The 14,127-nt window shown below is 57.8% G+C and carries 10 protein-coding genes and 1 pseudogene; 6 read left to right on the top strand and 5 right to left on the bottom strand.

Translation table 11 applies throughout. From position 1 onward, the window contains the following. Positions 1 to 4: 4 nt before the first annotated feature. The 3 genes from ilvD to C5L39_RS07510 are packed head-to-tail and all read right to left on the bottom strand — an operon-like array spanning position 5 to position 4,094. Positions 5 to 1,846: a dihydroxy-acid dehydratase gene (gene ilvD / locus C5L39_RS07520; RefSeq protein ID WP_123048286.1), complete on the bottom strand. Its 1,842-nt coding sequence runs from the start codon at positions 1,844 to 1,846 to the stop codon at positions 5 to 7. After that, complete coding sequence (locus tag C5L39_RS07515) at positions 1,843 to 2,376, bottom strand: PH domain-containing protein (protein WP_245974934.1); 534 nt, start codon at positions 2,374 to 2,376, stop codon at positions 1,843 to 1,845. The genes ilvD and C5L39_RS07515 overlap by 4 nt, the downstream gene beginning before the upstream one ends. 32 nt (positions 2,377 to 2,408) lie before the next feature. Then, the gene (locus tag C5L39_RS07510; protein WP_123048593.1) at positions 2,409 to 4,094 is read right to left on the bottom strand and encodes a mechanosensitive ion channel family protein; all 1,686 of its coding nucleotides are present in this window, start codon (positions 4,092 to 4,094) and stop codon (positions 2,409 to 2,411) included. 289 nt (positions 4,095 to 4,383) lie between these two features. Between C5L39_RS07510 and C5L39_RS07505 the strand changes: the two genes are divergently transcribed. From C5L39_RS07505 to ilvC, 3 genes are all read left to right on the top strand, one after another. Further along, the gene (locus tag C5L39_RS07505) at positions 4,384 to 6,258 is read left to right on the top strand and encodes an acetolactate synthase large subunit (protein WP_123048284.1); all 1,875 of its coding nucleotides are present in this window, start codon (positions 4,384 to 4,386) and stop codon (positions 6,256 to 6,258) included. Between the two features lie 3 nt (positions 6,259 to 6,261). Beyond that, positions 6,262 to 6,777, top strand: a complete 516-nt coding sequence (ilvN, locus tag C5L39_RS07500) for an acetolactate synthase small subunit (RefSeq protein WP_123048283.1) — start codon at positions 6,262 to 6,264, stop codon at positions 6,775 to 6,777. A gap of 124 nt (positions 6,778 to 6,901) precedes the next feature. After that, a complete protein-coding gene (gene ilvC / locus C5L39_RS07495; protein WP_123048282.1) occupies positions 6,902 to 7,915 on the top strand; it encodes a ketol-acid reductoisomerase in 1,014 nt (337 codons plus the stop codon). Positions 7,916 to 8,362: 447 nt separating this feature from the next. Here ilvC and C5L39_RS10880 read toward each other — a convergent pair. Beyond that, a pseudogene (locus tag C5L39_RS10880) lies at positions 8,363 to 8,545 on the bottom strand (recombinase family protein); the annotation flags it as partial. A gap of 82 nt (positions 8,546 to 8,627) precedes the next feature. Here C5L39_RS10880 and C5L39_RS07485 point away from each other — a divergent pair. From C5L39_RS07485 to C5L39_RS07475, 3 genes are all read left to right on the top strand, one after another. Next, a complete protein-coding gene (locus tag C5L39_RS07485; RefSeq protein WP_123048281.1) occupies positions 8,628 to 10,421 on the top strand; it encodes a GmrSD restriction endonuclease domain-containing protein in 1,794 nt (597 codons plus the stop codon). 103 nt (positions 10,422 to 10,524) lie between these two features. Then, entirely contained in the window at positions 10,525 to 12,114 is a 1,590-nt protein-coding gene (gene serA, locus C5L39_RS07480) for a phosphoglycerate dehydrogenase (protein WP_123048280.1), read from the top strand. Between the two features lie 212 nt (positions 12,115 to 12,326). Next, on the top strand, positions 12,327 to 12,815 hold the full coding sequence (locus C5L39_RS07475) for a flavin reductase family protein (protein ID WP_123048279.1): 489 nt from the start codon (positions 12,327 to 12,329) through the stop codon (positions 12,813 to 12,815). 43 nt (positions 12,816 to 12,858) lie between these two features. Here the strand turns inward: C5L39_RS07475 and efeB are convergent, their stop codons facing one another. Beyond that, positions 12,859 to 14,115: an iron uptake transporter deferrochelatase/peroxidase subunit gene (gene efeB / locus C5L39_RS07470; protein WP_123048278.1), complete on the bottom strand. Its 1,257-nt coding sequence runs from the start codon at positions 14,113 to 14,115 to the stop codon at positions 12,859 to 12,861. Positions 14,116 to 14,127: the final 12 nt, after the last annotated feature.

The following is a 14,127-nucleotide window of genomic DNA, read 5'->3' as shown; positions in this document are numbered from 1 at the left end:
CACCCTAGTCGACCTGTCGGACGGCTCCCTTATCTGCGGAGGTAGCCATGCTGGCGTAGGCGCGCAGTGCCTTGGAGACAACGCGCTGACGGGTCAACGGGGTCCACGGCTTTTCTCGGGACTCCATTTCCACGCGGCGAGCTTCGATCTCCTCATCAGCGAGATCTAGGCTCAAGCGGCGAGTATGGACATCGATGGTGATCGGATCACCATTTTGGATGAGAGCAATGAGACCACCATGGGCAGCCTCAGGGGAGATATGCCCGATTGAGAGACCTGAGGTTCCTCCGGAGAAGCGACCATCGGTGATCAGTGCACACTTTTTACCCAAGCCCGCACCCTTGAGGAAGGACGTCGGGTGCAGCATTTCCTGCATACCCGGGCCACCTGCGGGACCTTCGTAGCGAATAACGACGACTTCGCCTGGCTGGACCTCGCGCTTGAGGATGACCGAGACAGCCTCTTCTTGGCTATCGACCACTCGGGCGGGGCCAGTGAAGGTCCATAATTCTTCTTCGACGCCAGCGGATTTGAGCACCGCGCCATCGGGGGAGAGGTTGCCGCGCAAGACTACGAGGCCACCATCGGCGCTGTGAGCGTGGAGCACATCATGGATACAACCGTCCTGGGCATCCAGATCCAAGCTGCCCCACCGGTTGGACTGCGAGAATGGCTCGGTAGTGCGCTTGCCACCGGGAGCAGCATGGAAGAGCTCAGTAGCTTGGTCGATGGCCTTTCCGCCACGGACATCCCAGTCGTTGAGCCAGCCGTCAACGGTGTCATAAGCCACGGTGTGGACGTCTTCATTGATCAAGCCGCCACGGCGCAGCTCACCGAGGATGGCGGGGATGCCACCAGCACGGTGGACATCTTCAATGTGGTAAATGCCGTTTGGGGCAACCTTGGATAGGCAGGGGACCTTGTGCGAGATCTCGTCGATGTCGTGGAGGGTGAAATCAACTTCACCCTCTTGAGCGGCGGCGAGGGTATGCAGAATCGTGTTGGTAGAACCACCCATCGCCATATCCAGAGCCATAGCGTTGTGGAAGGCATGCTTGGTAGCCACGCTGCGGGGAAGAACAGACTCGTCTTCCTCGCCGTAGTAGCGCTGGCACATATCCACGATCATCTCGCCAGCCTTGGTGAAAAGCTCGCGGCGGGCGGAGTGGGTAGCCAAGGTGGTGCCATTGCCCGGCAGCGAGAGACCGAGCGCCTCAGTAAGGCAGTTCATTGAGTTAGCGGTGAACATGCCGGAGCAAGATCCGCAGGTCGGGCAGGCGGCTGCTTCAAGTTCAGCAAGTCCCTCATCGGAGACTGCCTCGTCAGCGGAAGCCGAGATAGCGGTGATCAAGTCAGTGGGGGCGTGGGCGACGCCCTCGACCACGACGGCCTTGCCAGCCTCCATTGGTCCACCGGAGACGAATACGGTCGGGATATTTAGGCGCAAGGCGGCGTTAAGCATGCCTGGGGTGATCTTGTCGCAGTTGGAGATGCAGACCATGGCATCGGCGGTATGGGCGTTGACCATGTATTCGACCGAGTCGGCGATGATTTCACGGGAAGGCAGCGAGTAAAGCATGCCGCTATGCCCCATGGCGATGCCATCATCGACGGCAATGGTGTTGAACTCCTTGGGCACACCGCCGGCTGCCCGGACCGCCTCAGCGACGATGTCGCCGACGTTTTTCAAGTGGACGTGGCCGGGGACGAACTGAGTGTAGGAGTTAACGATCGCCACGATTGGTTTGCCAAACTCGTGCTCCTTCGTTCCGGTCGCTCGCCACAGAGCACGAGCTCCGGAGGCATTGCGACCGACGGTGGTGACTCGGGAACGTAGCGGGATCACTGATTACTCCTCGGGTTTTCGCTGTCGGCTTCGGCAGCTTTATCGGTTTGACGTGCAGCGTACTCTTCCTTGGTTAGCAGAATCTGCTCACCATCCCGGTTGATCACCACGACCTTCTCGTCCGCGGCAATCCGGCCAGCGGTTAAGGCATCAGGGATCCGGCCAGAGGAAGCTTCCGACAGTTTCGGCAGAGAATTGAAAGTCACCCCGGGCATGGGATATTCCTTGCCCTCCGTGGTGGTCAAAAGTGCGCGGGAGCCCTTAAAACCCACACCAGAGAGATCTTCCCATTCGACGGTTTTGCCACCTCGGAAGGCGTACTTGATGCTCACCCCCTGCTCATCGACGGTGGTGGAGGACCGGAGGATCCAGTAGATAAACAGCACTGGAATCGCCAGTACCCAAAACAGGTATACCGGTGCCGCGCCAACTACCAGCAGTGCGATGGCAATCATCAGCAAAGCAGCAAGGATATTGGCGCGGTCCGGACGGAACTGCACGGATTCTGCGTCCGCAGCTTCAGAACTCATGCTGACCATGCTAGTTCAGCATTGGCACGATCTCATTGCCCGGGTGTCGAGGTCGGAACAACAGTCTCCTGAGTTGCCTGGGCTGGGGTCTGCGTCGGGGTGGTCTGGGTGGTTTGCGGTGCGGTTTGAGTGGTGGTGGTTTCGGTACCTTCTTCGATCGCGTTCCGCGGTGATTGTTCCGAGAATGAGGGAGAAGTTGTTGTCGTTGTTGGCACCGGTTCCTGGGTAGGCGTGGCTGGGGAAGACGGGTTCGTATTCACCGTCGGTTCTGGCTCCACTTCTTCGGAGATGACCACATCATCTGATGAAGAACGGCTACCCCATCCTTCGTAAGATGTATCAGGTTCGGCAGTCAATCCCTTGGCAAAGACGATGACAAAAAGCACGATGAATAAGTACATCGTCGAAGGTCGGATTCGGCCACCGGCGGAGATCATTCGCTGCCACCGGGTGGTTACCTCATCAGAGCGAAACAGCTGACCAGATGCCAACAGCTCTTCTTCTTCAGTAATCTCATCTCCGTCTGGATCTACAGCGTCTGGGGCCTTCGGCGCAGTTGGCTCTGGGCCGTCGATTTGCAGGCGGCGTCGATTAGCAGCTGGATCATGTCCAGCTCCGTCGGAAAACTGTGCTGGCACTGCAAAATGCATATCGGAGGAGTCTTCGCGGGTGCGATCCTCAGTAGATGCAGACTGGGTGGTTGAGTTCGCCTCGGCGGATGCGGCGGATGCTGCAGCCGTTGTGGCAGCTGTTGCATCCGGGTGGGTCGAACGTCTAGCAGTGTTGCGAGGGTCATCGACAATCTTGGCAATCGCCTCCGCCGTATCTACAAGATCAACACTGTCTTTGACTTCACCTGTGACGGTGGTGGCGGAACCATATTCGTCCCAGAATTCCTCGAGAATGGCGGTACGAATAGCTCGTTCTACTAACCACTGAGAGCCTGCTTGTACCTGGATCAGAAACCGCATGTCCACGGTCCACGGCATGCCGACAGTCGACGGAGGATTAATGCCGACGGCTGGTTGAACGTCAAGCTCGCCAATTACTTCAGCTGCGACATAATCACGCTCAATAGCTCGGCGGGTGGCTGCCTCGGACCGCTCGATTGCCTCATAGGGGTCTTGAGAACCCAGCAGAGGAACGGGGATGACCACTACCGCTCGAGACCAGAAATTCGATGAGTTAATGCACACCCGGGCGGTGGAGTTGGGGATGATCACCGTTTCTTCGGCGAGCGTGCGAATTCGGGTAGCACGCATGGTCACCTGGATGACGGTGCCTTCAACGACGACACCGTTTCCTTCGAAGCGGACCCAGTCGCCAACGCCGAACTGCTTTTCGGTGAGGATGAAGAAGCCAGCTAGGAAGTCGGCGATGATTGACTGTGCTCCCAAGCCGATGGCGGCAGAAGCAACGGTTGCTGGGATCGCAACCCCGGCTAGGGAGACTCCCAACGTCGACAGCGTGACTATCGCGAGAATGAAAAACCCGATCAACTGAGCTATATATATGCCGACGCCCACCATAGCTAGCTTGGTTTTTGCATCTTCGGGGTCGTGAGAATCTTGCAATCGACGGTTAATCCACCGCTGGGCAAACCGTCCGAGTCGAGGGATGAGAAGGGCGAGGACTAGTAGGAGCGCCAGGGTTAATCCTGTGCTGATGAACCAATCCCAGGTTCTGTTGAGCCAATTGAGCCAAAATGAAACGAGCATGTCGACCATGATACGACTGCTCCCTGTGAGGTGTGTATTATCAGATCTATGATCAATATTCGACTCCTGGTAGTACCCTAGCGGCGCGTGCCGTCTCGGCTTTTAGCCAGTTGTCTCGACAAGCGCCCTCAACAGCACCCACCATTAGTGCTGTGTGAGGGCTTTGTTTTTTGTGGTCGCTTTAAACACTGTCGTCGACGTATATGTTCCGGCGTTTCGTCCCCACACATCGGGGCGAGGTCCGGGGCTTTCAAAACCGTATGATCCTGTGAATTAGGAGCTTGATAACGTGGCAGCTTCGCAAACGCCCACCCCGGCTACGGTCGCCAGGAGGATTTCTGGCACCGCCGAGACCCCAGAACGGATGACTGGCGCTCAGGCGATCGTCCGTAGTCTTGAGGAGCTAGGTGCCGACATCGTGTTCGGCCTGCCCGGTGGAGCGATTCTCCCTCTGTACGATCCGCTATTTTTGTCCACTAAGCTCCGCCACGTCCTCGTGCGCCATGAGCAGGGGGCAGGACACGCAGCAACCGGTTATGCACAGGTCACCGGAAAGGTCGGCGTGTGTATCGCTACCTCCGGCCCCGGTGCCACTAACCTGGTTACTCCGTTGGCTGATGCCAACCTGGATTCGGTGCCGATGGTCGCGATCACCGGCCAGGTCGGCCGTGGTCTCTTGGGCACTGATGCTTTCCAAGAGGCTGATATTCGTGGTGTGACCATGCCAGTGACCAAGCACAATTTCATGATCACTGATGCCAAAGACATCCCGCAGGCGATGGCTGAAGCCTTCCACCTGGCGCTCACCGGTCGCCCCGGCCCCGTCCTCATCGATGTTCCGAAGGACATTCAGAACGCGGAACTGGACTTTGTGTGGCCGCCGACGCGGGATCTTCCGGGATATCGGCCGGTAACCACTCCGCACTCTCGACAGATTTCTCAAGCGATCAAGCTCATCGCCGAGGCCAAGCGCCCGTGCCTCTATATCGGTGGTGGTGTTATTAAAGCTGATGCCAACCAGGAACTCTTGGAGTTCGCTGAGTACACCGGCATTCCGGTCGTGACTACGTTGATGGCACTGGGAGCGTTCCCGCATTCCCATCCGTTGAACATGGGCATGCCAGGTATGCACGGCACAGTCTCCGCGGTAGCCACTATGCAGCGTTCTGATCTGTTGATCGCTGTGGGTGCGCGTTTCGACGATCGCGTGACCGGCGAGTTGGAATCATTCGCACCCGATGCGGAGGTCATCCATGCCGATATTGACCCGGCGGAAATCGGCAAGATTCGTCCGGTAAAGATCCCGATCGTCGGCGATGCCAAAGAGGTTCTGTCTGCAATGCTGCGGACCTACCGCTCCGCTAAGAACCTGGAAGCTCCAAAGATTGGCCCCTGGGTCGAGTACTTGACTGGGCTCAAAGACACTTTCCCCCGTGGCTATGAAGAGCAGTCGGATGGTTCCATCTCGCCGCAGTATGTCATTGAGACGCTATCGAAAGTGGTCGGCCCGGATGCGATCTATGCCGCTGGTGTTGGTCAGCACCAGATGTGGTCTGCGCAGTTCATCGACTTTGAAAAGCCGCGTACCTGGCTCAACTCCGGCGGCCTGGGGACAATGGGCTATTCCATCCCCGCTGCGCTCGGTGCTAAAGCTGGCCAGCCGGATAAAGAGGTCTGGGCAGTCGATGGTGATGGTTGCTTCCAGATGACCAACCAAGAGTTGACTACCGCTGCGGTCGAGGGTTTCCCGATCAAGGTGGCCTTGATCAACAACGGCAACCTCGGCATGGTTCGCCAGTGGCAGACCCTGTTCTATGAAGGTCGCTATTCCAACACCAAGCTGCGCGAGCAAGGCGAATATGTCCCGGACTTTGTCGGCCTGTCGGAAGCCTTGGGGTGCGTAGCGATCCGGGTTACCCGACAGGAAGACGTTATCCCTGCCATTGAAAAGGCCCGTGCGATCAATGATCGTCCCGTGGTCATCGATTTCATCGTCGGCGAAGACGCCCAAGTCTGGCCGATGGTCTCAGCTGGACATTCCAACTCGGAGATTCAGTACGCTCTGGGGCTGCGCCCGCTCTTCGATGAGGACGCTTCCGCAGCCGAGACCCCGGCCGACATCGATGGGGTCATGGATGATCTCGCAGAGAAGAAGGAGAACTAAGCCATGGCCTCTACTGATATCAGCCGCCACACTCTTAGCGTCTTGGTCCTAGATACTGACGGCATCATCTCCCGTGTCGCTGGCATGTTCACCCGCCGCGGCTACAGCCTGGTGTCTTTGGTTTCAGCTAAGACCGACACCGATGGTGTCAACCGCATTACCGTCGTTGTTGACGCCAATGATCTGATCATCGAGCAGATCACCAAGCAGCTCAACAAGATTGTTCCGGTGCTCAAGGTGGTTCGTCTTGAGACTCCCACCACCATTGCCCGGGCAATCATGCTGGTTAAGGTCAACGCGGACAACACCAACCGACCTCAGGTCGTCGATGCAGCAAATATTTTCCGCGCTCGTGTGGTCGATGTTGCTCAGGAATCTGTGGTCATCGAGGCCACAGGTACCCCCGGTAAGCTTCGGGCTCTGCTCGAGGTGCTGGAGCCGTTCGGAATCCGTGAGCTGATCCAGTCCGGTCAGATTGCGCTCAACCGTGGACCGAAGGTCATGGCCCCGTCGAAGTAGTTCCATAAAATCCCATATGGTGAGATATTTACTCTGAATATCTCATTAAATGGGTCGCATTGTCTCATAATGTGGTACAACGGCAAGAGTAATACCCAAATAACGAAAGGCGAGAATTTCTCCCATGGCTATTGAACTTCTTTATGATGCTGACGCTGACCTCTCCCTGATCCAGGCCCGCAAGGTCGCCGTCATTGGTTACGGCTCCCAGGGCCACGCCCACGCGCAGAACCTGCGCGACTCCGGCGTCGAGGTCGTTATCGGCCTGCGCGAGGGTTCCAAGTCCGCAGAGAAGGCCAAGGAAGCCGGCTTCGAGGTTAAGACCAACGCCGAGGCATCCGCTTGGGCCGACGTCATCATGCTGCTGGCCCCTGATACCTCCCAGAAGGATATCTTCGCCAACGACATCGCCCCGAACCTCAACGACGGTGACGCACTGCTGTTCGGCCACGGCCTGAACATTCACTTCGACCTGATCGTCCCGGCCGACAACGTTGTTATCGGCATGGTTGCACCGAAGGGCCCGGGCCACCTGGTCCGTCGTCAGTTCGTCGATGGCAAGGGCGTTCCCTGCCTCATCGCCGTCGATCAGGATCCCAAGGGCAACGGCAAGGCACTCTGCCTGGCTTACGCTGCTGCTATCGGTGGTGCCCGCGCGGGCGTCATCCCGACCACCTTCGAAGCTGAGACCGTCACCGACCTCTTCGGTGAGCAGGCTGTTCTTTGTGGTGGCACCGAGGAGCTCGTTAAGACCGGCTTCGAGGTTCTTGTTGAGGCCGGCTACGAGCCCGAGATGGCCTACTTCGAGTGCCTCCATGAGCTCAAGCTCATCGTTGACCTGCTGTTCGAGGGTGGAATCGCCAACATGAACTACTCGGTCTCTGATACCGCTGAGTTCGGTGGCTACCTCTCCGGCCCGCGCGTCATCGACGCCGGCACCAAGCTGCGTATGAAGGACATCCTCAGTGACATTCAGGATGGCACCTTCACCAAGCGCCTGATCGCCAACGTCGAAGGCGGCAACAAGGAGCTCGAGGGTCTGCGCGCTGACTTCGCCAACCACCAGATCGAGGCCACCGGCACCAAGCTGCGCGACCTGATGAGCTGGGTCAAGAACCCGCTCGACGCTACTGCCTAAATCTTGGTAGTAGGGGAGATGGGGATCACCGCACGGCTTGCACGTGTCCTGATCCCAACTCCACTCGCGTTTCGGGTTCCCGCCGGTGTCAAGAACACCGGATAGGCATCTAACGTCAGTTAGGCACTGTCGCCTCTTGTAACGATGGCCTGCAATCCTGGCCTTGCACCCCACAGAACATTCGTTCTGTGGGGTGCTTTCGTATATCGGTACCTGGGCGGGTTCTAGCGGTTTAGGGAGGAACCTTCCCGGCTTCCGCCTGCATCTCCTCGGTGTACTCAGTCGGAAATCTGGAGTCGGTGGTCCAGCAGTCAACTAACTGGCCGAGGAAAACTCTGGAGTACCGCACCCCGACAGAGGTGGTCCGATATTCCCCTCAAGCTATTGAAACACCAGTGTTGCCACGACTCATAGAATCCGCCACGCACTCTAAAACGCGAAGGGCCACGTATCCCGGACGGTGCGGCCCAACCGGTCGAGAGTGTGAACGACGATGACGTCACCTTCGCGGGCGTGGTCCAATGCTTGATGAAGCCCGGGGCGGTTAGTGGTTGATGCAGATTTCTTATCGTCGTTAATGATCTCTTTGAACCGCAGGTTGTGACTGTCCGAGCGGACAGATTTCCTCAATTATCCCTTGTAGGTTGGGGAGTCTGAGAATTCCTTGTGGGGCGACGCGCGACTTGACCTATGCGGGGATAGAATCACGAGCATGGGTTATACGACGCCGAGTTACGACCTCGCAGATCTCTTCGCGCGCATCGACAGGGGGGATCTCCAACTGCCGGACTTTCAGCGCTCCTATGCTTGGGACGTTGACCGGATTCGAGCACTGCTGGTGACCGTCTTGCGCGGTTATCCGGCTGGTTCTTTTCTGGCGCTCGATACCCGAAACGCGCCCACTCGCTTCCGTCCTCGCCCGATTTCAGGCGCTCCGGATACTGGCGAAGCCCCAGGCCTATTACTGCTCGATGGGCAGCAGCGTCTGACCACTCTCTATCACTGCCTAGCCGGTGATGGTGTGGTTAACACGGTAGATTTCCGCTCCAAGAAGATCCGCCGGACTTTCTACGTCGACATTGCCAAGGTTGTTGAATCCCAGGTCATGCCGGATGAAGCGGTCTTTGCGGTGGATGAAAATGGTCAATTGCGTTCACACTTTGGCCCGCAGATCCCAGGGGGAATCCCGGACCGTGATGCCGCTGTAGCCGCTGGTTGCCTGCCGGTATCAACTTTGCTGTGGGAATCTGGCACTGATCTATTGTTTGATGTAGCCGCGGATGACCGTGATGGTCGTCGAGAAAACGTCAAGCGCTTCTATGACCAGGTTGTCAAACCATTGGCGGCTTATGATATTCCGATGATCCGGCTCAATCGAGAGACCGAGCAAACTGGCATTGGCTCGATCTTTGCCTTGGCCAACTCCGCGGGTCTGCAGATGGATGTCTTTGAACTCCTTACGGCTTCTTTTGCCACTGAAGACCCGAGTTTCCGGCTCTCAGATGATTGGGCCGAAACGAAGGCCATCTTGAGCAAATACCCTGCTTTAGATGCCATCAACCGCACCGATTTCCTCACCGCGGTCTCCCTGCTAGTCACCGCCAGGCAAGGCCACGCGGTGGGACATCGCGAGGACATTCTTAATCTCAGCCTGGAGGACTATCTGCAGGCCCGCCATGAATTGCGGATCACCTTCCAAGAAGCGGCAGAGTTTCTTTCCCAACGTTGTATGTTCACCAATGAGCAAGTGCCCTATCCAGCACAGCTGATTCCGTTGGCGACCATTTTTGCGCTGCTGGCTAATACTCCTCGTGACTTGGCCTCCACTAGCGCTTGGGACAAGCTCAACCAGTGGTTCTGGTGTGGCATCTTCGGTGAGCTCTATGGCTCTGCTGCAGTGATCAATCGCTCGGCTAGGGATGTCGATCAGGTCACCGCTTGGATTCGTGAGGAGACTGAGGAAGTCCCGAAGACTATTCGGGACGCAGCTTTCTCTGAATCGCGCTTTTTCTCGGTGCGCCAAGATTCTGGTGTCTACCGGGGGATTTATGCCTTGTTGATGGGACGTGGCGCTCGTGACTGGCGTACCGCCCAGCCATTTGATCGCTGGACCGTCGCAGATCTAGCTCCGGGGTTTTATCGAATATTTCCCCGAGAGTGGTGTGTCGAACAAGGAGTTGATCCAGTCCTGGCAGATAGCGTGCTCAACCACACTCCGATGGGCAAGCGCACAGAAGTCATTCTTGATGGTTACTCGCCAGCCCGCTATCTTCGCCGAGTGCAATCAAAGTCGCTGATGGAAGATTCGGAGTTTGACACTGTGTTGTCTTCCCATGAGCTCAATGCATCACTGCTTTATCAGGGTGATGTGCGCAATTTTCTGCGCGACCGGAGAGCCCGTTTCCTCGGAATGGTGGAGTATGCGATGAACAAGCCAGTTATCCGAGATGTTGATGATGCAGACTATTCTGGGGGTGATGAAGGGCCTAATGCCTTCCAAGCGTGAAGTTGGAGACAATTTAAAGGTAGGTCCTCAGACAGCGAGATTGTCCACCGGCTAGAGTGTCATTGGTTCCACATCCTTGACTGAGAAGCTGGAGTAAGCACACGTGAGCAAGCCCGTCGTCCTCATCGCCGATAAATTGGCCCCTTCCACTGTAGAAGCACTCGGAAACTCTGTGGAGGTGCGTTGGGTTGATGGCCCAAACACCCCGGAGCTTCTGGCTGCAGTGCCCGAGGCGGATGCTCTGTTGGTCCGCTCTGCGACCACCGTCACCCGCGAGGTCCTTGAGGCCGCGCCGAAGCTGAAGATCGTCGGCCGCGCCGGCGTCGGCCTAGACAACGTTGATATTGACGCCGCCACTGAGCGTGGTGTCATGGTGGTCAACGCCCCGACCTCGAATATCCATTCTGCCTGCGAGCACGCTATCGCTTTGTTGATGGCCACCATTCGCCAAATCCCGGCCGCTGATGCGACCTTGCGTGAAGGCGAGTGGAAGCGTTCGTCCTTCAAGGGCGTTGAGCTCTTCGGCAAGACCGTTGGCATTGTTGGCTTTGGCCACATCGGCCAGCTTTTCGCACAGCGTTTGGCTGCCTTCGAAACCGATATCATCGCCTACGACCCTTACGCCAACCCTTCCCGCGCAGCACAGCTGGGCGTGGAGCTGGTTGATCTAGATGAGCTGGTCGGCCGCGCTGACATCATCACCATCCACCTGCCCAAGACCAAGGAAACGGCCGGCATGTTCAACGCCGAGCTGCTGGCTAAGTCGAAGAAGGGCCAGATCATCATCAACGCCGCTCGTGGCGGTTTGGTCGATGAGCAGGCACTGGCTGATGCTATTAACTCCGGTCATATCTGGGGCGCAGGCTTTGACGTCTATTCCACCGAGCCGTGCACCGACTCCCCGCTCTTTAAGCTCCCGCAGGTTGTTGTGACCCCGCACCTGGGTGCTTCCACCGCTGAAGCACAGGACCGCGCTGGCACCGACGTCGCAGCTTCCGTACTCAAGGCGCTGGCTGGCGAGTTCGTTCCCGACGCCGTTAACGTCTCCGGCGGTCGCGTCGGCGAAGAGGTCGCCCTGTGGCTGGAACTGAGCCGCAAGCTCGGTCGCCTCTCCGGCAAGCTGCTCGAAGGCGCACCGGTTGGCCTTGAGGTTGAGGTTCGCGGTGAGCTCTCCACCGAGGACGACTTCTCCGTGCTGGGTCTGTCGGCTGTCCGTGGCTTGTTCTCCGGCATCACTGATGAGCAGGTTACCTTCGTCAACGCTCCCTCCATCGCTGAGGCACGTGGCGTGAACTACCAGGTTGACACTGCTCCGGAGTCCACCTCGCACCGTTCAGTCGTCGAGGTCAAGGCAATCGCTGCCGATGGCACCACCGCCACTGTGGTCGGAGCCCTGACTGGCTTGGAGCGCGTGGAGAAGATCGTGCGCATCAACGACCGTGGGCTGGATATGCGTGCTGAGGGTCGCAACCTCTTCCTGCAGTACACCGATGCTCCGGGCGCACTGGGCAAGGTTGGCTCCCTGTTGGGCGAAGCTGGCATCAACATTGCCGCTGCTGCACTGACCCAGGAAGCTCAAGGCGATGGTGCCACCCTGATCCTGCGCGTTGACGCAGAGATCCCGGAGGCACTTGAGCAGACCATCAGCGAGGCCCTCGGGGCCACCAACGCTATCCAGATCACCCTGGACTAGGTCTCATACCCACGTCAGGCCCGCACCCCAAATTTTACTGGGGGAGCGGGCCTTGGCTGTTGAAAGTGGGCTGTGCTGAATCTTTGGAGAAGCCAGTCCGTCGGTAATGACACCATTTACCCGCGAGACTCACGCACGTATAGTTTCCGTTAAAACTACCTCGAAGGTGGAGGTTCAATCCGCCCAGAAAACTAGGAGAAGGTGGCAGCACCATGATGGAGCCGACAGTCAGCGGAGATCAGCTGCGGGCGGTCGTCGGCACGTTTCCATCCGGAATCACGGTGGTGACCGTGAACGCCGAGACGGGAGCAGACATCGGCCTGACGATTAGTGCCTTTTCCTCGTTGTCTTTGGAACCGGCCATGGTCGTTTTTAGCGTCGATAGTAATTCGCGGTCGCTGCCACATCTTGAGGTTGGAGCTTTCGTAGGCATCTCGGTGCTGGCCGAAGGTCAAGCTGAGATCGCCTCACGTTTTGCCCGGCGCGGAATCGACCGCTTCGAGGGCGTCGAGACTATTCGTGATGAACATGGTCCCATGCTTATCGACGGCGCTGCGGCCTGGTTCGTGGGCGCTGTGGTCAATGCCTTTGAAGGCGGCGACCACACCATTCTCACCGTTGAGGTCCACGCATGTGGCGCCAATGAAAAAACCCGACCGCTGCTCTATCAGCGCGGTCGGGTCCATGACTGGGCCGACTAGTAAGGCCTGTGGCTCTTGCTAGATCTGTGGCTTAGAGCTCACCTTAGGCCTCAAAGAGGGTTTGGCCGACATAGTCTTCGGTGCCAACTCCCGGCGGAACTAGATAGACCCCGGAGTTAGTGGTCTTGAGATATTCCACAAACATGTCATCACGAGCCATGCTGCTGTGGACTTGGGCAAACCTCGCAGGTGTCTTGGTGAAAGCGATGAAGAACAGCCCGGCATTGAGACGCCCCTGAGCATCATTGCCGTCAATGAAGTTGTAGCCACGACGCAGCATCTGGATGCCGTCATTGTTATCTGGATGGACGCGGCGCACGTGCGCGCGCTCGTCGATAACGGGTAAACCTCGTTCGGTGGTGGCCGAGAAATCCGGTTCATCGAATTCATCGGTACCGGTCAGGGGAGCGCCGTGGAACTTCTCGCGACCTAGGACTCGTTCTTGTTCCTCCAGCTGGAGGGTGTCCCAAACCTCGATGGTCATGGTGATCCGACGGGCGGTGAGATAGGTTCCGCCGATGGCCCAGTCCTGGGCTTGCTCATCGCTGATCCAGACATGCTCATCGAGCAGCTCTGACTCTTCTGCCTTGAGGTTAGAGGTACCGTCCTTTTGCCCGAAGAGGTTGCGCGGAGTCTTCTGGCTCTCAGAAGTTGAGGAGGTCCGTCCGAATCCGATCTGCGACCACTTCAATACCGCTGTTCCAATGGCCATCCGGGTGAGGTTACGGATGGCGTGGGAAGCTACCTGCGGATCATTGGCGCAAGCCTGGATACACAGGTCGCCATCTGAGCGATCTGGATCAATAAAATCATTGGACATGACCGGAATGTCAGTGAAGTCGGCCGGCATATGCTCGGCAAGGCCGAAGCGATCGTCGAAAAGCGTCCGGCCGAAACCGAAGGTGACGGTGAGACCCGAAGGACCCAGATCGGATGCCTCGCCGCTGTCTTCCGGCGGGAAATTCTCCCCGCCACCAAAGGCGCCACGTGCGCTGAGTTCTGCTCCCAGGACGAGTCGCCGGCAGGCATGAGTCCAGCGTTCCAACAGATCGATCAGATCGTCGCGGGTGGCTTCAGGGTCGACAGTAAAGGCGGCAAAGTGGATTCGGTCTTGGGCTGGGGTGATGATTCCAGCTTGGTGAGCCCCTTCAAAGGGATAGGCCAGCTCATCAGTTTCCGGGGGAACTTCAGACTGTGCGGCAGCTTGAGTACCGATGGCGACAGTACCGCCGCCAGCGAGGGCGCCGATCCCGCCAGCCCCGAGCAAGCCGAGTACCTGGCGGCGATTCATAGTGGCCATGATGTGTTCTTC

This window comes from Corynebacterium alimapuense (assembly GCF_003716585.1).
GTDB classification, from domain to species: Bacteria; Actinomycetota; Actinomycetes; order Mycobacteriales; family Mycobacteriaceae; genus Corynebacterium; species Corynebacterium alimapuense.
This window is presented reverse-complemented; position numbering and strand designations above follow the sequence as displayed.